This window comes from Micromonospora sp. A202 (assembly GCF_006715105.1).
Lineage (GTDB): Bacteria > Actinomycetota > Actinomycetes > Mycobacteriales > Micromonosporaceae > Micromonospora > Micromonospora zamorensis.
The window spans coordinates 2917966-2938823 of record NZ_VFMP01000001.1 but is presented as its reverse complement, the minus strand read 5'-3'; the positions used below and the strand labels follow the sequence as shown (position 1 = coordinate 2938823).

General features: G+C 69.2%; 20 protein-coding genes. 9 read left to right on the top strand and 11 right to left on the bottom strand.

The annotated features are described in order from the left end of the window. Nucleotides 1-20: 20 nt before the first annotated feature. The 4 genes from FBZ33_RS13625 to FBZ33_RS13610 all read left to right on the top strand — a co-directional run bounded on the left by FBZ33_RS13625 (nucleotide 21) and on the right by FBZ33_RS13610 (nucleotide 7166). Nucleotides 21-1592 carry an MFS transporter gene (locus tag FBZ33_RS13625; RefSeq protein ID WP_141909325.1) on the top strand — a complete coding sequence of 524 codons (1572 nt, stop codon included), beginning with the start codon at nucleotides 21-23 and terminating at the stop codon, nucleotides 1590-1592. Between the two features lie 70 nt (nucleotides 1593-1662). Then, nucleotides 1663-2646, top strand: a complete 984-nt coding sequence (locus FBZ33_RS13620; RefSeq protein WP_221629464.1) for an Lrp/AsnC family transcriptional regulator — start codon at nucleotides 1663-1665, stop codon at nucleotides 2644-2646. A 424-nt stretch (nucleotides 2647-3070) separates the two neighbouring features. Further along, the gene (locus FBZ33_RS13615; protein ID WP_141909324.1) at nucleotides 3071-4249 is read left to right on the top strand and encodes a ThuA domain-containing protein; all 1179 of its coding nucleotides are present in this window, start codon (nucleotides 3071-3073) and stop codon (nucleotides 4247-4249) included. 88 nt (nucleotides 4250-4337) lie between these two features. Next, nucleotides 4338-7166, top strand: a complete 2829-nt coding sequence (locus FBZ33_RS13610; protein WP_141909323.1) for a PQQ-dependent sugar dehydrogenase — start codon at nucleotides 4338-4340, stop codon at nucleotides 7164-7166. Between the two features lie 119 nt (nucleotides 7167-7285). Here the strand turns inward: FBZ33_RS13610 and FBZ33_RS13605 are convergent, their stop codons facing one another. After that, nucleotides 7286-7870 carry a hypothetical protein gene (locus FBZ33_RS13605; protein ID WP_088948084.1) on the bottom strand — a complete coding sequence of 195 codons (585 nt, stop codon included), beginning with the start codon at nucleotides 7868-7870 and terminating at the stop codon, nucleotides 7286-7288. A gap of 272 nt (nucleotides 7871-8142) precedes the next feature. Between FBZ33_RS13605 and FBZ33_RS13600 the strand changes: the two genes are divergently transcribed. Beyond that, a complete protein-coding gene (locus FBZ33_RS13600; RefSeq protein WP_141909322.1) occupies nucleotides 8143-9057 on the top strand; it encodes an NAD(P)-dependent oxidoreductase in 915 nt (304 codons plus the stop codon). On the opposite strand, the gene FBZ33_RS13595 is transcribed toward FBZ33_RS13600, so the two are convergent. Then, nucleotides 9054-9494, bottom strand: coding sequence for a GNAT family N-acetyltransferase (locus tag FBZ33_RS13595; RefSeq protein ID WP_141909321.1), 441 nt, complete (start codon nucleotides 9492-9494; stop codon nucleotides 9054-9056). The two genes, FBZ33_RS13600 and FBZ33_RS13595, sit on opposite strands and share 4 nt — an antisense overlap. Before the next feature lie 45 nt (nucleotides 9495-9539). Continuing rightward, nucleotides 9540-9743 (bottom strand): hypothetical protein, encoded by a 204-nt coding sequence (locus FBZ33_RS13590; RefSeq protein WP_141909320.1) that lies wholly within the window; start codon nucleotides 9741-9743, stop codon nucleotides 9540-9542. 185 nt (nucleotides 9744-9928) lie between these two features. Between FBZ33_RS13590 and FBZ33_RS13585 the strand changes: the two genes are divergently transcribed. Then, nucleotides 9929-10423, top strand: a complete 495-nt coding sequence (locus tag FBZ33_RS13585; RefSeq protein WP_141909319.1) for a GNAT family N-acetyltransferase — start codon at nucleotides 9929-9931, stop codon at nucleotides 10421-10423. A gap of 241 nt (nucleotides 10424-10664) precedes the next feature. Here FBZ33_RS13585 and FBZ33_RS13575 read toward each other — a convergent pair whose 3' ends face one another. The 6 genes from FBZ33_RS13575 to FBZ33_RS13550 all read right to left on the bottom strand — a co-directional run bounded on the left by FBZ33_RS13575 (nucleotide 10665) and on the right by FBZ33_RS13550 (nucleotide 13903). Then, nucleotides 10665-11165, bottom strand: coding sequence for a hypothetical protein (locus FBZ33_RS13575; RefSeq protein WP_141909318.1), 501 nt, complete (start codon nucleotides 11163-11165; stop codon nucleotides 10665-10667). Beyond that, nucleotides 11162-11752: a CDP-alcohol phosphatidyltransferase family protein gene (locus FBZ33_RS13570; RefSeq protein WP_141909317.1), complete on the bottom strand. Its 591-nt coding sequence runs from the start codon at nucleotides 11750-11752 to the stop codon at nucleotides 11162-11164. The genes FBZ33_RS13575 and FBZ33_RS13570 overlap by 4 nt, the downstream gene beginning before the upstream one ends. Next, nucleotides 11749-11976, bottom strand: coding sequence for a hypothetical protein (locus FBZ33_RS13565; protein ID WP_088948075.1), 228 nt, complete (start codon nucleotides 11974-11976; stop codon nucleotides 11749-11751). The genes FBZ33_RS13570 and FBZ33_RS13565 overlap by 4 nt, the downstream gene beginning before the upstream one ends. Then, nucleotides 11977-12333, bottom strand: a complete 357-nt coding sequence (locus tag FBZ33_RS13560; RefSeq protein WP_141909316.1) for a winged helix-turn-helix domain-containing protein — start codon at nucleotides 12331-12333, stop codon at nucleotides 11977-11979. 330 nt (nucleotides 12334-12663) lie between these two features. After that, complete coding sequence (locus FBZ33_RS13555; RefSeq protein WP_141909315.1) at nucleotides 12664-13350, bottom strand: Type 1 glutamine amidotransferase-like domain-containing protein; 687 nt, start codon at nucleotides 13348-13350, stop codon at nucleotides 12664-12666. A 226-nt stretch (nucleotides 13351-13576) separates the two neighbouring features. After that, complete coding sequence (locus FBZ33_RS13550) at nucleotides 13577-13903, bottom strand: hypothetical protein (protein ID WP_141909314.1); 327 nt, start codon at nucleotides 13901-13903, stop codon at nucleotides 13577-13579. A 1213-nt stretch (nucleotides 13904-15116) separates the two neighbouring features. On the opposite strand from FBZ33_RS13550, the gene FBZ33_RS13545 reads away from it, so the two are divergent. Beyond that, on the top strand, nucleotides 15117-15575 hold the full coding sequence (locus tag FBZ33_RS13545; RefSeq protein ID WP_141909313.1) for a hypothetical protein: 459 nt from the start codon (nucleotides 15117-15119) through the stop codon (nucleotides 15573-15575). Between the two features lie 98 nt (nucleotides 15576-15673). After that, a complete protein-coding gene (locus tag FBZ33_RS32755) occupies nucleotides 15674-15820 on the top strand; it encodes a hypothetical protein (protein WP_185755294.1) in 147 nt (48 codons plus the stop codon). Here the strand turns inward: FBZ33_RS32755 and FBZ33_RS13540 are convergent. Further along, complete coding sequence (locus tag FBZ33_RS13540) at nucleotides 15817-16434, bottom strand: DUF2625 family protein (RefSeq protein ID WP_141909312.1); 618 nt, start codon at nucleotides 16432-16434, stop codon at nucleotides 15817-15819. The two genes, FBZ33_RS32755 and FBZ33_RS13540, sit on opposite strands and share 4 nt — an antisense overlap. A gap of 128 nt (nucleotides 16435-16562) precedes the next feature. Here FBZ33_RS13540 and FBZ33_RS13535 point away from each other — a divergent pair, with 128 nt between their 5' ends. Next, nucleotides 16563-16997, top strand: a complete 435-nt coding sequence (locus FBZ33_RS13535; protein ID WP_141909311.1) for a hypothetical protein — start codon at nucleotides 16563-16565, stop codon at nucleotides 16995-16997. Between the two features lie 211 nt (nucleotides 16998-17208). Here FBZ33_RS13535 and metH read toward each other — a convergent pair whose 3' ends face one another. Then, nucleotides 17209-20709, bottom strand: a complete 3501-nt coding sequence (metH, locus tag FBZ33_RS13530; protein WP_370453087.1) for a methionine synthase — start codon at nucleotides 20707-20709, stop codon at nucleotides 17209-17211. Between the last annotated feature and the right edge of the window lie 149 nt (nucleotides 20710-20858).

Sequence of the window (20858 nt, the reverse complement as noted above, 5' to 3'; positions counted from 1 at the left end):
CGAAGAGGAGCTGCGCGCAGATGGCAACAACGGACAAGGCGTCGGGAGACCGGCTCGGCGCGACACTGGTCATGGCCTGCCTGGGGGTGTTCGTCGCATATCTGCCGGTGACGACGGTGTCGGTCAGCCTGCCGGCGATTCAACGAGGGCTGAACGCGTCGACCGCCGACCTGTCCTGGGTGTCGGACGCCTTCGTCCTGCCGATGGCCGCCCTGATCCTGACGGCCGGCGTCTTCGGCGACGTGCACGGGCGCAAGAAGGTCTTCCAGGCCGGCCTGCTGTTCTGCGCGATCGGCGCGTCCGTCGCGCTGTCGGCGCAGTCGATCGCGATGGTCTGGGTCGGCCAGGCGCTGGCCGGTGTGGGCGCGGCCGCTCTGCTGCCCGCCACGCTGGCGCTGATCAGCCACGCCGTGCCGGACCCGAGGAAGCGCGGCCGCTACATCAGTCTCTGGGCCACCTCCCTGATGCTCGCCCTCGCGCTCGGCCCACTCCTCGCAGGGGGGATCCTCGAGCACGCGTCCTGGCGGTGGATCTACCTGCCGGCCATCCCGCTCGCCCTGCTCACCGCCCTGATCGCCATTCCGCTGGTGACCGACTCGCGGGCGCCGGGAAAGCGGCACCTGGACTGGCCGGGACAGATCACCGCCGCCCTGGCCATCGTCGCTCTGGTCTTCGCCGTCATCGAGGGCGGCGCCGGCTCGTTCACCGACCCCGTCGTGCTCCTGGCGTTCGCCGTGGCCGCGCTCAGCCTCGCCGCGTTCCTCGTGATCGAGCGGCGGAGCGACTCGCCGATGCTGAGCCCCGCCCTGTTCGCCAGCCGCGGGTTCAACGCCACCGCCGTGATCGCCGCGGTCAGCTTCATGGGCGTGATCGGCAGCATCTTCGTGCTCAGCCTCTACCTCGGCCTGGTCCAGCAGCTGTCGACCATGGAAGCGGCGCTGCGGCTGCTGACCAACACGGCGGTCCCGGTCGTCGTGGGGCCGCTGATCGGCCGCCTCATGCACCGCGTGCACGTGCGCTGGCTGCTCAGCGCCGGCCTGTTCATCGCGGCGATCGCCCTGTTCCTCCTCAGCGGCGTCGACGCCGACACGTCCTTCGGGCAGCTGAGCTGGCGGCTCGCGCTGTTCGGGCTGGGCCTCGGCGCGGTGCTTACCCCGATGACCGCGACCGCGGTCAGCTCCGTACCGTTCCAGCTGGCCGGCATGGCCGCGGCGGCAAACAACGCCTTCCGCCAGGTCGGCGGCGCGCTCGGCCCCGCCGTCCTGGGCGCCCTGCTGACCAGCAGGGCGGCCAGCTCCCTGCCCGGACACCTCGCCGACGCCGGGGTCAGCGACGACCACCAGCAGGCCGCGACCGCGGCGATGGACGACAGTGGCTTCCAGGCGGTCGCCGCCGTCGACTACGGCGCTCAGCGGGACGTCGCTCTGAACGCCCTCGACAAGGCGTTCCTCGACGGCTTCCACCTGTCCCTGAGCGTGTCGGCCACGCTGATGCTCATCGCCGCCCTGGCCGCGGTCCTCCTGCTGGGCCACCCGCGCCCGGTACGCGACCCACAGCCAGCCGCCCAGCGACCCGAATCCGTCCCGGCCTGACCTCGCCAACCGAAGGACGGCGGCGTCACCGGCTCCTACGCTGGTGACGCCGACGACGATCAGGAAGACCGTGACTCCTTCCCTGGACCAGCTCGACCTGCAACTGCTGCAGGCCCTGCAACTCGACGGTCGCGCCCCCTTCAGCCGAATCGCCGCCGCCCTCGGCGTCTCGGATCAGACCGTCGCCCGCCGTTTCCGCCGCCTGCAAACCCAGGCGGGGCTACGCGTGCTGGGCATGACCGACGAGAGCCGAGTCGGCCGCTCCAACTGGATCGTCCGGCTCCGGTGCACCCCGGACATGTCCGAACGGCTGGCCGACGCCCTCGCCCGCCGACCGGACACCTCCTACGTCGCGCTGATCTCCGGCGGCAGTGAGGTGGTCTGCGAGATAAGGCCCCGCAGTCGCGCCGCCCGCGACGAACTGCTGCTGGGCCGGTTGCAGCGCACCCCACGGGTGATCGGGTTCAGCGCACACTGCCTGTTGCACCGCTTCTACGGCGGTCCCCTGCGCTGGCTGCAGAAGGCCAATGCCCTCAGCGCCGAGCAGGAGGCGGCGCTGCGCCCCGCGCCGCTGGACGCGGCCGCCCCGGGCACCGTCACGGTCGACGACACCGACGAGGCGCTGCTCGCCGCGCTGTTCCGGGATGGCCGGACCGGCCTCGCCGACCTGCAGAGAGCGTGCGGCCAGTCCGAGGACGTGGTGCGGCGCCGCCTGGACCGGCTGCGCGGCAACGGCGCGCTCTACTTCGCCGTGCAGTATCTGCCGGAACACGTGGGCCGCGAGATCGGCGCGATGCTGTGGCTGACCGTGGCGCCGTCCGCGCTGGCCGCGGCCGGGCACGCGCTCGCCGAGCACGCGGAGGTGGAGTTCGCCGCCGCAGCCACCGGCCAAACCAACATCATCGCTGCCGTCCGCTGCCGTGGCACCGAGGAGCTGTACGCGTACCTGAACGACAAGATCGGCGCTCTGGACGGCATCCGCACCGTCGAGACCGCGCTGATGCTGCGCCAGATCAAACAGCTGGCGCTCGCGCCTGCGGCCGTACCGGGCTGAAGAGTCCCGGTGGCACCGCCCAGTGGGTGGTAGCCGACGGACACGGGCTTGACGGAGCGCAGACATCGGAGGTTTACTGCGTCAGCGATGCATGTCGATGAGCTTCGATCGTCCACATTGGCCGACTGAGGTCGTCGTCGCTGCCATCGTGAACATGTCGTCGCCGTCGCGCCAGCCGTCTCCTGGCACTGTCGGCAGCGGCGCGACGCTCCCCCCTCGGCGGGCGGGGAGCACCGGCACGGCAACCCGCACTGCGCAGCGTCGCGCTCCCCCGCAGGACGATCCCCACCGGCACGGCACCACCCCGCACCATCTCAGCCGAGCATCGGCGGCCCGGCTCCGTACCACCGCCATCTCGGCCCCGGCGAGCCCCCACAGCTCCGTGACGCGCGCCCGGGTCGACGCTCAGCAGAGGAGCAAGAGCATGCGTTCCCGTCCCCGTCTGTTAGCACTCGTCACCGGCCTCGCCGTGTTCCTGACCAGCCTGGTGGCCCTTCCGACGCCAGCCTCGGCGGCACCGCTGACCAAGGTCCTGGTGTTCAGCAAGACCGCCGGCTTCCGGCACTCGTCCATCCCGAACGGCATCGCCGCGATCCAGCAGCTCGGCTCGGCCAACGGCTTCACCGTGACCTCGACCGAGGACGCCGCCCAGTTCACCACCAGCAACCTGGCCCAGTACCAGGCGGTGGTCTTCCTGTCGACGACCGGTGACGTCCTCAACGCCAGCCAGCAGACGGCCTTCGAGTCGTACATCGCCGAAGGTGGCGGGTACGTCGGCGTGCACGCAGCCGCCGACACCGAGTACAGCTGGCCGTGGTACGGCTCGCTGGTCGGTGCATGGTTCGACTCGCACCCGGCGATCCAGACCGCGACCGTGAAGATCGAGGACCGGACGAACCCGTCGACCGCCCACCTGAGCGACACCTGGGTCCGCTCCGACGAGTGGTACAACTACCGCACCAACCCCCGGTCCAGCGCGCGGGTCCTGGCCAGCCTCGACGAGTCGTCCTACAGCGGCGGCAACATGAGCGGCGACCACCCGATCACCTGGTGCAAGGCGTACGGCGGCGGACGGGCCTGGTACACGGGCCTCGGGCACACCGAGGCGTCGTACACCGACCCGAACTTCACCCGGATGCTGCTCGGCGGCCTCCAGGTCGCCGCGGGCTCCGTCACGGCAGACTGCTCGCCGCGCACCACGACCCCGCCGCCGAGCGGCTCCACGCTGCGGGCCCGGGCCAACAACCAGTACGTCAGCGCGCTCAACGCCACCACCGCGCTGATCGCCAACCGCAGCAGCGTCGGCACCACCGAGCGGTTCGACCTGGTCAACCTCGCCAACGGCAACGTGGCGCTGCGCTCCAAGGGCAACGGGCAGTTCGTCGCCGCCGAGAACGCCGGTGCCGCCGCGCTGATCGCCAACCGGGCCACCGCTGGCGCGTGGGAGACGTTCCAGCTCGTGCGCAACTCCGACGGCACGGTGAGCCTGCGGGCCACTGTGAACAACCGTTACGTCGCCGCCGAGAACGCGGGCGCCTCCGCGCTGATCGCCAACCGGACCTCCATCGGTCAGTGGGAGAAGTTCGACCTCGTCACCGGCTGACCTGGTCCCCCGCACGTTCCCCACGATCCCCATCTGGTCGTGGTGCGCCCCCGCGCGCCCGTCCACCGGTCGTCGAGAAAGGACGATCATGCTTTCGTACCCCCGGCGCTGGCCCCGGGCTCTCCTCGCGGCGGTCGCCACCGTCGCGAGCGTGACCCTGGCTGTGGCCGCACCGTCGACCGCCCAGGCGGCGGTCATTCCCGCCTCCGACTATCAGCAGGTCAAACTCGCCACCGGCTCGGCCGAGCTGGGTGAGGCCATGTCCCTGGCCGTGCTGCCCAACCGCTCGGTGCTCCACACCGCCCGCAACGGTGTGCTGCGGGTGACCGACGTGGCCGGCAACACCAAGGTGTCCGGCACCCTGCCGGTCTACACCCACGACGAGGAGGGGTTGCAGGGCGTCGCCGTCGACCCCAACTTCGCCAGCAACCGGTGGATCTACCTGTACTACTCGCCCACGTTGAGCACGCCGTCCGGGGACGCACCGACCACCGGCTCGCAGTCTGACTGGGACCGGTGGAAGGGACACCTGCGGCTGTCCCGGTTCACGCTCAACAGCGACGACACTATCAACCTGGGCAGCGAGAAGATCGTGCTCCAGGTCGCCAACGACCGTGGGCAGTGCTGCCACGTCGGCGGTGACCTGGACTTCGACGCCGCCGGCAACCTGTACCTGACCACCGGCGACGACACCAACCCGTTCGAGTCGTCCGGCTACGCGCCGCTGGACGAGCGGACCAACCGCAACCCGCAGTTCGACGCCCAGCGCTCGGCGGGCAACACCAACGACCTGCGGGGCAAGGTGCTGCGGATCAAGCCGCAGGCGGACGGCACGTACACCATCCCGTCGGGCAACCTGTTCGCGCCCGGCACGTCGGGCACCCGTCCGGAGATCTACGCGATGGGTCTGCGCAACCCGTTCCGGATGAGCGTCGACAAGGCGACCGGTGTCGTCTACCTCGGCGACTACGGCCCCGACGCCGGGAGCACGAACTCCAGCCGTGGCCCGTCGGGTCAGGTCGAGTTCAACCGCATCGCGGCGCCCGGCAACTACGGCTGGCCGTACTGCACCGGCGCCAACACCAGCACGGAAACATACAATGAATACACCTTCCCGTCCGGGCCCTCGCAGTCCAAGTACAACTGCACGGGCGGGCCGACGAACAACTCGTTCCGCAACACCGGGCTCGGCACGCTGCCCGCGGCGAAGCCGGCCTGGATCAAGTACGCGGGTGACTCCGGCTCACCGTCGGAGTTCGGCAGCGGCTCGGAGTCGCCGATGGGTGGGCCGGTCTACCGGTACGACGCCTCGCTCAACTCCAGCATCAAGTTCCCGGCGTCGCTGAACGGCCAGTTCTTCGCCGGCGAGTACGGCCGCCGCTGGATCAAGGCCATCGCGGTCAACTCCGACGGCTCCCGGGGGGAGATCTCCAACTTCCCGTGGAGCGGCACGCAGGTCATGGACATGGCCTTCGGCCCGGACGGCGCGCTCTACGTGCTGGACTACGGCACCGGCTCGAACAACCAGGCGCTGTTCCGAATCGAATACATCGGTGGTGGCAACCGCAGCCCGATCGCTGTCGCCTCGGCAAACCCCACGTCGGGGGCCAACCCGTTGACTATCACCTTCTCGTCGGCCGGCAGCTCCGACCCCGAGGGTGGGGCACTGAGCTACCTGTGGACGTTCGGCGACGGCACCACGTCGACGGCGGCCAACCCCACCAAGACGTACACCACGAACGGCACGTACTCCCCCACGTTGAAGGTCACCGACCCGACCGGCCTGTCCGGCACGGCGAGCCTGGTCATCACCGTCGGCAACACGGCCCCGACGGTGACGCTGACCGCGCCCACCGACGGGCAGTTGTTCAACTTCGGTGACACGGTGCCGTACCAAATCTCGGTGAGCGACCCGCAGGACGGCACGATCGACTGCTCCAAGGTCAGCCTGACGTACGCGCTGGGCCACGACAGCCACGCCCACCAGATCACCTCGAAGAACGGGTGCAGCGGCTCGATCACCGTGCCGACCGACGGGGAGCACGACTCGGCGGCCAACATCTACGGCGTCTTCGACGCCGCCTACACCGACAACGGTGGGCTCACCACGCACAGCATCAAGACCCTGCAACCGAAGCACCGGCAGGGTGAGCACTTCAGCGCCCAGTCCGGCGTCCAGCCCACCGACCACACCAACGCCGAGGGTGGCCGCACCGCCGGGTTCATCGAGAACAACGACTGGATCTCGTACCAGCCGTACAACCTGTCCAACGCGACCCGGTTCACCGCCCGGGTCTCCTCGGCCGGCGCCGGCGGCACCATCGAGGTCCGTGCCGGCTCCGCGACCGGATCCCTGCTGGGCACCGCCACGGTGCCGGTGACCGGTAGCTGGGAGACCTTCGTCGACGTCTCCACCGCCATCAGCAACCCGCCCAGCGCGTCGACCTCGCTGTACCTGGTCTTCAAGGGTGGCTCGGGCAACCTGTTCGACGTCGACGCGTTCACCTTCACCACCGGCACCACCACCCCCAGCGGGGGGATCACGCTGCGGGCGCAGGTCAACAACCAGTACGTGTCGGCGGTCGGCACCAACCCGCTGATCGCCAACAAGGCCAGCGTCTCGACGACCGAGCAGTTCGACCGGGTGGACGCCGGCAACGGCAACATCGCCCTCCGGTCACGCGCCAACGGGCTGTTCGTCTGCGCCGAGAACCAGGGCGCGGAGCCGTTGATCGCGAACCGCACGACGGTCGGACCGTGGGAGACCTTCCAGATCATCACCAACTCGGACGGGACGGTCGGCCTGCGGGCACTGGCCAACAACCAGATCGTGGCCGCCGAGGACGCCGGGGCGGGGGCGTTGATCGCCAACCGCACGTCGGTCGGCTCCTGGGAGAGGTTCGTCCTCACTGGCTGAGCGACGGAGCCCGGCCTGGTCGGTGGCCGGGCCGGCCCGCTGATCCAGAGTGGGAGTCCGGGGCGGGCGGTGACATCCGCCCGCCCCGGTTCCTCTCGCCGTCGTCTCGGGGTGCGGACTCAGGAGTCTGCCGGCACCCCTGCCTCAAGCTGACCGATCATCGGCGCGAGGAGGTCGTTGAGCTCCCGGGCCAGCACCGCCACGGCTCGGCGCGCGGTGAGCGCCACGGAGTCGTCCGGACCGTCCGGGGCGGGCGGCAGGTCGTCGAGCGGGAGCGGTGCCTCCACCTGGAGCATCGCCCGCAGGTGCGGGCTTCGCGTCTGATCCTGCTCCGTCGGTGTGGTGAACTGGCCGAACAGCTGGGGCCAGTCTCGCCAGCCGCGGTCGCGCTGCCACTGCTTGGTCCAGGTGAGCTCGGCCGGCCAGCCGGAGACCACCGTCACGGCGCAGACCATGCTGCCGTCCCACGGGCTTCGCGTGCAGGTCGCCGACACGATCCGCCGATGCCAGCGGACGAAGCCGGGCGACAGCTCGCCGGCGATCCTCCAGGCCGTCGCCGCGAACTCGACCGGGGCGATGTCACCCCAGGTCACGGCGAACTCGTCGATCCGCCCCAGCACCTCGGCCTCGTAGCGGCCCCGCCCGTCGGTGCCGTGCTCACGGTCGAACTGCTCATCCAGCCAGAAGGCGCGCGGCTCCGGCATCGTCTCCCCCGTTCGTCGCGATGGCACCCCGCCTTCGGCACCCGGCCCCGGTTGGTGAGGACGGTTTCCGGCACGGTGCGTAGGGTGCCGCAGTCAGGCAACCGTCACTGACCGTACACGAGTTGACCACATTGGATCGGCTGTTCGCGCTTGGCGTGAGCGGTGCGACGTCGGAGCGCACCGGGCACCGGTGGCGGGATTTGCGGCACTGCAAGCTCGGTGGCAGTCATGGCGGCTTGACAACGACCCGGATCCAGAGTGGACGATGCACCGTGCGAATTCTCGTGGTGGGTGGCAGTGGCCTGGTCGGCGCTCATGTCGTGGACGTGCTGCGCGAGCGCGGCCACGCCACCACCACTGTGGCGCGTACCGCCCATCCGGGCGTCGACCACCTGCTCGATGTCGGGTCCGCCTCGATCGAGGAGCTACGGCCGTTGCTCGCCGGGCACGACGGTGTCGTGTACGCCACCCGCACCGACGAGCAGAAGCCGTTGCCCAAGCCGATCTATCCGGAGTTCCGCCGCGACAACGTCGAACCGGTGGTACGCCTGTTCACCGCCGCCCGCCTGGAGGGCCTCACCCGCGGGGTCGTGATGGGGTCGTACTACACCTATTTCGACCGGCTGCATCCGCAGTGGCGGCTCGCCGAGCGTCACACGTACATCCGTTGCCGGCTGGAGCAGGCCCGCGAGGGGCGCGCGGCAGCCGGCCCGGATCTGCCGGTCGCCGTCCTCGAACTGCCCTTCGTCTTCGGCCGGGCCGGTGACCGGCTGCCGAACTGGGCCGGACCGCTGGACCGGTGGGCCCGCTCCCGTACACCTCTGGTCGCGCCGACCGGCGGAAGCGCCGCGGCCTCGGCCCGCAGCGTGGCCGAGGTCGCGGCCGACGCCCTGGAGCAGGCCAGCGGCGCGGACATTCCGGTCGCCGACGAGAACCTGACCTGGGCCGACATGATCGCGCGCATCGCGGACGCGGTCGGCCGACGCCGCCGGGTCGCCCGGCTGCCGGCCGGCGCGGCGAAGGCCGCGCTGCGCCTCGGCGGCGCGCTGCAGGCCCTCGCCCGCAAGGAGTCGGGCGTCAACCCCAGCTACCTCGCCGATCTCCTGCTCGCCGAGCTGTTCATCAAGCCGACGACCGGCCGGCCGCTGGATCCGGCGCTGCGGGAGACCTTCGCCCGACAGGCCTAGGCCGGTGGTCGGGCGAGATAGGCGGTCTTGACGTCGGGCGAGAACCCGCAGGCGCGGTAGAAGCCGTGCGTCGCGGGGTTGCGCGAACCCGTCATCAGCATCGCCTTGTAGCAGCCCTCGTCCCATGCCGCCTGGAGCGTGTCGGCCATGATCTGCCGCCCCAGACCGGTGCCTCGCCGTGATTCCTCCACGACGACGTTCTCGATGACGGCGTACGGGGACGCCGACCGGCTCAGGTTGGGGATCACGTTGAGGTACGTCGAGGCGACGACGGCCCCGTCCAGTTCGATGACGAAGAGGTGCAGCCCCGGTGAGCCGAGGATCTGCCGGAAGACCGCCGCGCCGGAGTCCTCGTCCAGCACCGGATCGTCCGGGTTCAGCTGCCGGTAGAGGCGGATGATCTGCGCCAGGTCGTCAGGCCGAGCCGCACGGAACATGCAGTGAGCGTAACCAGAACCCCCGCCGCGGCCGCTCCCACGTCGCTACCGGTCGACGCGTCTCATGCCGCGATACACCACGGTGATGATCAGGAAGAGCGTGCCGACCAGCACAAGAGTGATCACGGCGTTGACCGCCACGGGCAGGTCCCGAACCAGGTACTGCTTGACGTAGTTGCTGCCGAGGATGATGGGGACGTAGATCCACCAGGGCGCCCACTTGCCGTTCTGCTGCTCTTCCCCGCTCACGGACGACCTCTTTCGACAGTGCTGCCAGGACCCCCGCCGACCGTGCGGCGAGGCTGCATCCACCCTGGCCCCGAATGTCGGCCGTGCCATCGACGCGGGGAACGAGAACGGCCTCATCAGTTGGTACCACGACCACCACAACTCCATGATCGACAGAGGGCCCAGCTCTGTGGCAGGGTTTGGCGGTGAAGGACTTCGGTGTCCGCGCGGCCAGCTCGGCAGATCGCGCGTTCCTGGTTGACATGCTCGCGGCAGCAGTGAACTGGTTGCCGGAGCGCAACTGGCCTCGCGAGCAGATCCTGGCTGACCCGGCGCTGGCGCACTACGTCACCGGTTGGATGCGGCCCGACGACTTCGGGATGGTCGCGACGGAGCCGGCGGATCGGCCGATCGGGGCGGCCTGGTTCCGGTACCTGACCGCCGCCGACCCGGGCTACGGGTACGTGAGCGACGACGTGCCGGAGCTGACCATCGGTGTGGTGGAGTCGTGGCGGGGCCAGGGGGTGGGCCGCGCCCTCCTGCGCGCCGTCCTGAACGCCGCGCGCGAGCGCGGCGTTCACACGGTCTCGCTGAGCGTGGAGCGGGCAAACGTCGCCAGACGGCTGTACGTGGCTGAAGGGTTCCGCACTGTCGAGTCGTTCGAGAACGCGGACACGATGGTGGACGAGATCCAGGCCTGACGCTCACGCACACCCCGCTGGGCCCTCACCTGAGCTGTTCGGCCAGCCCGACGATGATGCCCTCGGGACCGCGGACGTAGCAGAGCCGAAAGATGTCCTCGTACCGTGGCCGCATCCTCCCCCGGGACGGAGCCGCCCGGCCGTTCTCGACACAGGTTTCGTCAGTCAGTGGCCAACCCCCGTCGGGCCACGCCCGTTGCTCGGGCATTCGCTCTGGTGGCGGCCCGCCCAGGCCGCTCGCTCAGTATCCGGCGAAGTGCGGGGCCAGCGCGATCGTCACGAAGCGAATCGTCCGGCCCAGCAGGCAGGTCACCGCGAAGGCCGTGGAACGCATGGGTGTACGGCCCAGGTAGACGCTGGCGGCCAGCAACGGCGGGAACCCGGTGATGGCGCTGACCAGCAGCATCCCGGTGGCCTGGCGGGGGCGTTCCATCACCTCGACGAGTCGCGCCCCGGCCGCCTTCGGGCGGGCGAGCATCGTCGCCAGCCGCCCCGCCGGCTCCCGCACGGCGGGTGTGCGTTTGCTGAGCCGGCCTTGCAGCCAGGACGAGTGGATCGCGCCGCGCGCGGCGAGGAAGATCAGGACCTTGCCGGCAGTCTGACCGGCCGCGGCAGCTACACCCAGCGCCACCGACGGCGCGCTGGTCGTCGCCACGGCTGCGATCAGGTACGGCTCGGCCGGTGTGAACGGCAGGAAGGCCGACAGGAGCCCGACGGCCGCAGCCGCCAGGACGGCGATCATGGCCGGGTGTGCGGCAGGCCCGCCGGCAACTTGGCGGCGCAGACCAACGAGACGACCTTCACCGCTGCGACCGCGAGGGCGAACGTGACGGCCACGGCCGTCGGGGCGACGATCGCCAGGATCACCACCGCGGCGGTGTTCAACGCCTTCGCAGGCGGCGACCAGTTCCACCGGTAGATGCGGCGGTCGACGCTGGCGAAGTAGTTCGGACTCAGCAGCGGCCAGCGCAGGAACATCAGGCTCAGCAGCTGGTCGATGACCATGAACTGGACGAGGAACACCGCAACCGGCAGGGCGGTGTCGGGCCGCAGCACGACCAGCGCGGCGGCACAGGCCGACGTGCAGGCACGGTCGGCGACGATGTCGAAGACCGCGCCGGTGCGCGTCTCCTGCCCCAGAGCCCGGGCGGCGGCGCCGTCCAGGATGTCACCGATCCAGTAGATCAGGTATGCGGCGACGAGCAGGTGGACGCTGCGGTGGGTCAGCGCCGCCACGGCGAGCGCCACCGAGATGGCGGTCCGGACGGCGGTGATGGCGTTGGGGACGTTGACCAGCGTGACCGGCGGACTGAGGCCGACGGCGGTCATTCGGCGTCCTTGAGGATGCGGTGCATCTCGGCGGTGCGTCGGTTCAGATCGGCCAGCTGCGCGCCCATGTCGGCGAGCAGGCGCTGCGTCTCGGCGGCCTGCTCCGCGTACTGCCGCTGCAGTTCGCCGGAGACGGCGACCCGCTTGCGGACGCCGGCATACCAGATGGCCGCGATGACCACGGCGGCGATGACGATGAGGAAGACCGAGGCGGCGATGTCCATCTAACTGTTTCCTTTGGGTACGGCGTCGCCGTCTCCGGCGGTGCTCAGGGTCGTGGCGGCGACCGCCACCACGTTGGGCGTGAGGTGCAGCGAGAACGGGGTGGCCTCGTAGTACTTGAGTGCCTTGCCGTCCGGGGACAACTCCAGATGCGCGGTGACCAGCCCGGCCTTTTCCAACTTCTTGAGGTGCACCTGGAGCAGCGCGCGGCTGATGCCCAGGTCGCGGGCGAGTTGTGAGACGTAGGCGCGTTCGCCGGCCAACGCCGCGAGCACACGCAATCGGTGCGGGCTGGCCAGCGTGGCGAGGACCTCGACCAGCCGGTCACCGCTCAGCTCCCATACCTCACCTTGGCTCATGCCAACTATTATTGGCATACGCAAGTCAGAGCGTCAACTCGGGGTGGAGCGAGCGGCGCAGCAAGGGTATTTTCGACGCAACCGTCCGGTTCCAAAGGGGTAGCTGTCCGGCGGCGGCGCGGCTCTACGACCGCCGGCGTCTGAGGCCGACCTCGTGGCGGCGCAGGAGGCAGTCGGCCGGCCGCTGCCGCCGGACCTGCCGGCCTGGTGGTTGTACGCCGACGGGGCGCATTCCGGCCTTCGGGCCGACGGCGGGTGGCTCATCCCGCCCGGCTTCGCGCCCTACCCGATCGGTGAGGCGTTGGAGAGCGGCCATGACGCCCGTCTCGGTCAGGGGTTGATCAGTCTCCAGTCGCCTTCGGAGATGACCTCAACTGTCCCATCGACCACCTTGATGGCGGTGTTGTCGTCGATGGCGTAAGTCGGGACCGGGATTCCGGACGCCCATTTCTGGATGTTGGACAGCTCGGTGTCCTCCATCTCCGGATGGTTGAGGTGGGGATACAGCGTGAAATCCACCAGCCCCAGCGCCCGATCGGCGTCCTGCGCCATGTCGCTGCCGTCAGGGACGAACTGACTGTCGAATTCGGCGTCGCAGTTGTACGGGGTGACCGCGATGCTCCCGGCGCTGACCCCCACATAAACCGTGTCATTCAGCGACGGCAGAAGGTCGGCCAGGCCCGACTGGCGCAGCCAGTAGGTCAGGTACAGCACATCGCCGCCCCAGACCAGGAGGGCATCAGCCTTCCGGACCGCCGGGACCCAGTTCTCTTCTCGAATGGTCGGCAGCGCGGTGAGCTCCAACATCCCCAGGGATTTCCAACCGAGCTGGGACAGCGGGATCGAAGCCTGGCCGTGGATCGCCTTCCATGCCCTCTCAGCTCCACCGGGGAAGGGGTAGACCGCGGTGGGGATGAACAGGGCCGTGGATTCGGCGATCGGCTTGCCCAGCAGGTCGACGAGCGCGTCCGAGATGCTCGGGTTACAGATGCCCGACGAGGTGAGAAGGAACTTCATGAAATTCGCTCTCCTGAAGCCACCACATGACGGCGATCATGTTGTCCATTGAGGCCAGCTTCCCGGCTCGCTGAGCCGAGCGACACACCGCTGGATCATCCGCTGGCGGCCTTCCAACCGTCAACCGCCTCCGGCCGCAGCGCTCCGCGAGGTGCACGGCAGGAGCCGAGCATGCCCCGGTGGCAGCTCGGTCCTCGTGACACGCGGCGGGTTCGGGCAGGAGACGTCAGCGAAGCGGATCGGGGAAGGGGACCTCTCCCCTCAGCGCCTTCTCGGCCAACTCCGTCCGCTCCGCATGAAGAACGTTGTCCTGCAGAGGGTGCCTGGGCACGTTGACGCACCGCTGACCCGCCAGGACCTCACACACAGGGCATACCAGAAAGAGTCCACTCGACGGCACCAGCTCGACGCCCTGAGACAGTGCAGCCCTGCCGATCTTGACAATCGAGTGGTACAGGTCGGGGTCTTGATGCCGGGCAGCGGCAGCAGCCACCTCCCGCATCCCTTCCCAGAACCGTTCGGCGGACCTTGGCTCCTCCACGTTGATGCGCACGCCTGCGCCTGCCCGCAACCAGGCCGACGAAACCTCAGCACGGTGCGGCGACTTCCCGCTCAGCCCCCCACTGGATGGGGGCAGCGGTGGTGACACAGGTGATGGCAGCTGCTAGACGAGGGACCCGGCAAAGGGGCCGGCCGGGGGCCGGTGACCGTGCGTGGACAAGTCGGCTCACAGGCACGAAGCCAATCAGACCGAGGGTCACACGCACGGCCACCAGACCACAGCCCAGCACAGTCAGGCTGCGACAGCGATCCGCACTGTCAGCCCAGGATCGCTCGGATGACCGCGGTGTTCCCGTCCAGTTCCAAAAGGTGTACGACCCACCCTCCCGGTTTGGGCTCGGCTCCGGGTTGGTCGCATCCGACTCGACCGCCGCCGTCGGCGTGTATCGCCACACTGCACCCGGGGCCTGCCATGAAGCCGCCACCGCCGCCCCCGCCATTGGCGTCGGTCAGTCGCACCCTGACACCGCCATCCTCCACGGAGGACGACACCGTCCATCTGCCGAGTGGGAATTTGACCGAACCGGAGAAGGACACTTTGCAGTCGCCGTCGGCACACGCCTTGTACTTGGTGCCGCCCCCGCTCGGCGCCTGCGTCCTCTGTGCCGCTTTGGGCTCCTGTGACTCGTCCGCGGTGGGGGAGGAAGATGCGGAAGGTTCGGCGTCACGGGGACTTGGCGGGGAAGCAGCGCGGGAGGCGGTCGTGGTAGCGACGGTGTCAGGGCTCGACCACGTGGCATCGGAGGACGATTCCGCCTTGGAGTTGCAGCCGGCTACGGCCAAGACCAGCAGTAAAGCCCCGATCGCTGGGCGTTTGGCGGAGGAAAGTCGGCAATGCTGCATGCGCGGAGTCTAGTGACCCGACTTTCGCCGGAGCCCTGACGTCTGAGCCTGCCATGGCTGGAGCGCAGCTCGATGGCGGATCAGAGCGAACAGCAGTGGGTAGGCTGACCGATCCTGGGTCCTCCCACAACGACGCTGCGCCATCCCGCTGCTCCTATGGAGGTCAAGGGGCGAGTGCGGCGAAGTCAGTGCGTAGGGCGGTGTGGACGTCGCGGACGATGTAGCGCTTGAGGCAGCGAGCACGCCGTCACCGTCTAAGACGCCGATGCCCCGATCGAGGCCGTTCCCCGCCTCAGCACCACCGACCTGAACCGCACCAAGGCCCAGCATCAGATCACCGCCGCCCGAAAGGACTTCGCACCGTGAACAACGATTGGCAGGTCAACGGTCTACCGCTGCCTGGCCCGCTGATCCGCCTGCTCAACTCCGGCCGCTGGCGGCACCCTGGCGACCGCGCCCTCCGCCAGCTGATCCCCTGGCTCGACGACCCGCTGGACTTCATGACCACCATCGACGAGCTGTGCCTCCACAACCGTCTCATCGCCCAGCTGGACGCCGGCACGATGCAGTTCTTCCAAATCCGTCGAGGCGGCGCGGGCCAGCCGATCGCCATGCCGTGGCTCGACCTGGACCAGGCCGTCTTCATCGCCGAATGCCGCTACGCAGGCGACGACATCGCGGTGGCGCTGGACTATCGCACCAGCCCGATAGACCCACGCGTGTTGGCCACCGATACCGCCACACTCGCTCAACAACACCTCTCATGGCGGCAGGTCACACCGACTCTCAGCCAGTTCATCGACGCTTTGCACCTGCATTAGCCGGCCGGCATACCATCAGGACACCAATCAAATCGATCACGATCCTGCGTCAAGCATCCCTGCGACGCCGTTCCGTCAACCATCATGCGAGACCAGGCATGGCCGGCGACCAACTCGTCACCGAGGTCACCCGCACCACCGTCAAACCGATCGCCCGGTTCAAGGTCCGCAACCCGAGCCTGCCCGAAGGACGCCACGATGACACCGCGTTCGGGCCGTCGACCGGAGAGGCAGCGGTGTTCTAGAGGTAGCCGAGCTGACGCGCAAACTCCTGGTGAACCGAAACGAGCTCAGCAAGCCGGATCGGCTTACGGGACACCACCGAGAGATCCTTCCCCTCCCTGGTCCACGGCGGCGGCAACGCGCTGATCCCCTCATCCAGAGCGACGCTGGCCGCCTCGGCTTCCCACCCCGGCCAGCGCAAACCCTCATAGAACTGCGTCACCGCGCCAGCGAGCATCGCATGCAGCCAGTCGCCATACCCGAGCTCAAGATCATGCCACGCCAGGTCCTCCGGGCCGAAGTAGTGCACCGTCGGCCTCGCGCCTGGCTCTGCCGGCAACCACGCGAACTGTCCGCCCATCACGTCGTAGGCAACGACCAGACGACCATCATCGGCATCCATCTCGGCAGCCACATCCGGCAGCCCGTCGTGCCCACCGCCGAGCACCCGAAGCCAACCGTGATCGATCACCAGCCCGCCACTGTTGGCCACCACCGCGCCGAGCCACGACCTGGTCGTGATTTCCAGGGCCGTCAGGCAGGCCGTTGCCCGCTCAGGGTCGGCCGGCAGCACCTCCACCGGATACGGAGCTGCTGCCACCAGCGCTGATATCTCGGCCCACGCAGACTTTTCCACCCCCTCAGCCTCCCAGGGGCATCAACCATGCGACGCTGAGGCCTGCAACATGGGAAACAAGATCGTCTAGCCGGGCGTGTCACGCCGGTCCCGAGGCTGATTGAGCGGCCTCATGATCCAATGGCGCAGTGGAACTCACCAAGCAGTTCAGTGAGCAGCAATACGCTCGGGCGCTGGAGTCATGGGGCTGGTTGGATCTCGCCGGCAAGGCTCCGCGGTTCACCTCACTGTTCGGCGATGTGTTCCTTGAGTCTGCCGACGGGGCGTGGTGGTTCCTCGACACCTTCGAAGGGCAGCTCGTACGTGGGTGGGACTCAGGTGCCGATCTAACCGCCGAATTGGACACCGAGGGTGGCCAGGACAGGTACCTCCTGGGACCTCTCGCCATGGCCGCATACCACCGGCGCGGGCTTCACCTGGACGCCAGCCAGATCTACGCCAACGCGCCACCGCCGATCGTCACGGGCAGTTTTGACGTTGATCAAATTCAGACGTTCGACTTCGTTGCGGTGGTCAATACCGTCGGCCAGCTCCACGAGCAGCTACGAAACAATCCCAGCTAGGACCTGCGAAACGGGCCGCAGTGCCCGCCACGACGTTGGTCGCGGCAGCCAACGGCGAGCGAGTCCACATCGGCACAGCAGGCCTTACGTCGGCGGCCCATCCTGCCGCGCCTAGTGTGCTGAAGCTGCCGCACCTCACCTGGATTTGCGGCGCACATCAGCTTGTCGGATCAGAGGCCGGCAGCTGCGCAGGTCAGGGCACGTGCGCCCGTTACTTGGCGTTGAAGTAGCTGGCCTCCGGGTGGTGGACCACGATCGCGTCGGTGGCCTGCTCCGGCATCAACTGGAACTCCTCGGACAGCTCGACCCCGATCCGCTCCGATCCGAGCAGGTCCACGATCTTCGCCCGGTCCTCCAGGTCAGGGCAGGCCGGGTAGCCGAACGCGTACCGGCAGCCCCGGTAGTCGTTGCGCAGCAGACCGGCCAGGTCCGTCGGGTCGTCGTGGCCCAGCGGACGGCCGTCGGGCAGGGTCATCTCCGCCCGGATGCGCCGGTGCCAGTACTCCGCGAGCGCCTCGGTGAGCTGCACGGACAGGCCGTGCACCTCCAGGTAGTCGCGGTACTCGTTGCGGGCGAACAGCTTCGCCGCGTACTCGCTGACCGGCTGGCCCACGGTGACCAGTTGCAACGCGACCACATCGAGCTGGTCGCCCTTGGGCTTGAAGAAGTCCGCCAGGCAGAGCCGCCGCTCCTGGCGCTGGCGGGGGAACGAGAACCGGGCGCGCTCCGCGTGCCCGTTCTCGTCGAGCACCACCAGGTCGTTGCCTTCGGAGTACGCGGGGAAGTAGCCGTACACCACGGCTGCCTCCAGCACCTGGTCGGCGATCAATCGGTCCAGCCAGTAACGCAGACGCGGCCGGCCCTCGGTCTCGACCAGCTCGTCGTAGGACGGACCGTTGCCGCCTCGGGCGCCGTTCAGCCCCCACTGCCCACGGAAGGTGGCCCGCTCGTCGAGCAGCGCCGCGTAGTCGGCCATCGGCACGCCCTTGATCACCCGCGTGCCGAAGAAAGGCGGGGTGGGCACGGCCACCTCCACTGCCACGTCGGAGCGGGTCGAGGAGTCGTGCAGCTCCGGCAGGGACTCGCTGACCATGGACCGTTGCCGTTCCCGGCGGGCCCGCCGCGCCGCGAGCGCCGCTTCCCGCTCCGGGTCGATCACCGGCGCGCCGCCACGCTTGGCGGTCATCACCTTGTCCATCAGGGACAACCCCTCGAAGGCGTCCCGGGCGTAGTGCACCTGCCCGGGGAACATCGACCGCAGGTCGTCCTCGACGTACGCGCGGGTCAGCGCCGCCCCACCCAGCAGGACGGGCCAGCGCTCCGCGACCCCGCGCGTGGCCATCTCGGCGAGGTTTTCCTTCATGATGACAGTGCTCTTGACCAGCAGCCCGGACATGCCGATGGCGTCGGCGCGGTGCTGCTCGGCGGCGTCCAGGATGGCGCTGATCGGCTGCTTGATGCCGATGTTCACCACCTCGTAGCCGTTGTTGGACAGGATGATGTCGACCAGGTTCTTACCGATGTCGTGCACGTCGCCGCGCACGGTGGCGAGCACGATGCGACCCTTGCCGCCGTCCTCCGCGGTCTCCATGTGTGGCTCCAGGTAGGCCACGGCGGTCTTCATCACCTCGGCGGACTGGAGCACGAACGGCAGTTGCATCTGGCCCGAGCCGAACAGCTCGCCGACCACCTTCATGCCGTCCAGCAGGATGTCGTTGATGATCGACAGCGGGGACCGGCCGCCGGCCATCGCCTCGTCCAGGTCGGCTTCCAGGCCGTTGCGCTCACCGTCGATGATCCGCCGCTTGAGCCGCTCGTCCAGCGGCAGCGCCGCCAACTCCTGCGCCCGGCTGGCCCGGGCGCTGGTCACGTCGACACCCTCGAACAGTTCGAGGAAGCGCTGCACCGGGTCGTACCCCTCGCGGCGCCGGTCGTAGACCAGGTCCAGGGCGACCTCGCGCTGCTCCTCGGGGATCTTCGACATCGGCAGGATCTTGCTGGCGTGCACGATCGCCGACGTCAGACCGGCCTGCACGCACTCGTGCAGGAACACCGAGTTGAGCACCTGCCGGGCGGCCGGGTTGAGCCCGAACGAGATGTTCGAGATGCCCAGCGTGAAGTTGACGCCCGGGTAGCGGCGGGTGATCTCCCGGATCGCCTCGATCGTCTCGATGCCGTCGCGGCGGGTCTCCTCCTGGCCGGTGGCGATCGGGAAGGTCAGCGCGTCGATCAGGATGTCGGAGCGGTCCAGGCCCCACCGGCCGGTCAGGTCGTCGATCAGCCGCGCGGCGACCCGGACCTTCCACTCCTGGGTACGTGCCTGCCCCTCCTCGTCGATGAGCAGCGCCACCACCGCCGCGCCGTGCTCGCGGACGATCGGCATCACCCGCGCGTACCGGGAGTCGGGGCCGTCGCCGTCCTCGAAGTTCACCGAGTTGACCACGCACCGGCCGCCGAGCATCTCCAGACCGGCCTCCACCACGTTCGGCTCGGTGGAGTCCAACATGATCGGCAGCGTCGACGCGGTGGCGAACCGGCCAGCAAGCTCGCGCATGTCCTGCGTGCCGTCGCGGCCGACGTAGTCCACGCACAGGTCGAGCAGGTGCGAGCCGTCGCGGGCCTGACTGCGGGCGATCTCCACACAGGCCCGCCAGTCGCCGGCGAGCATCGCGTCCCGGAACGCCTTGGAACCGTTGGCGTTGGTCCGCTCACCCACCATCAGCACCGACGCGTCCTGGGCGAACGGCACCGGGTGGTAGACCGAGGAGACACCCGCCTCGTGCCGGGGCTCGCGGGCCGGGGCGGTGACGCCGTGCAGCCGCTCGGACAACACCCGGATGTGCTCCGGGGTGGTGCCGCAGCAGCCGCCGACCAGCCCCACGCCGTACTCGGTGATGAACCGCTCCAGGGCCTCGGCCAGCTCCACGGGAGTCAGCGGGAAGTATGCCCCGTCGGCGGTCAGCACCGGCAGGCCGGCGTTCGGCATCACCGACAGCGGGATGCGGGAGTGCTGCGACAGGTATCGCAGGTGCTCGCTCATCTCCGCCGGGCCGGTCGAACAGTTGAGCCCGATCAGGTCCACCCCGAGCGGCTCGATCGCCGCCAGGGCCGCACCGATCTCGCTGCCCACCAGCATCGTGCCGGTGGTCTCCACCGCCACGTGGCAGATGATCGGCACCGACTGGCCCAGCTCGACCATCGCCCGCTTCGACCCGACCACGGCCGCCTTGACCTGGAGCAGGTCCTGGCAGGTCTCGATGATCAGCGCGTCCGCGCCACCGACGATCAGACCGGCGGCGTTCTCCTGGTACGCGTCGCGCAGGGTCGCGTAGGCGGCGTGCCCGAGGGTGGGCAGCTTGGTGCCCGGCCCGATCGACCCGAGCACGAACCGGGGCCGCTGCGGGGTGCTGGCCGCGTCGGCGGCTTCCCGGGCGATGCGGGCGCCCGCCTCGGACAGCTCCCGGATGCGCTGCGGGATGTCGTACTCGGCGAGGTTGGCCAGGTTGGCGCCGAACGTGTTGGTCTCCACGCAGTCCGCGCCGGCGGCCAGGTAGGCGTCGTGCACCCCACGCACCACGTCCGGCCGGGTGACGTTGAGGATCTCGTTGCACCCTTCGAGGCCGTCGAAGTCGTCGAGCGTGAGGTCCGCGGCCTGCAGCATCGTGCCCATCGCCCCGTCGGCGATGAGAATCCGGTCGGCCAGCACATCCATCAACGAAGTCCGCACCCGTTCAGGTTAGTGCCGTCCCCACCGCACCCAGCGCCCCTCGGCACCCGATCCCATATTGTGTCAGCGGGATCACCCTGTCTGGTTCGTTCGTGTATGACCGGTCGTCGGTCCGGTGGACCGGCGCGGCCGAC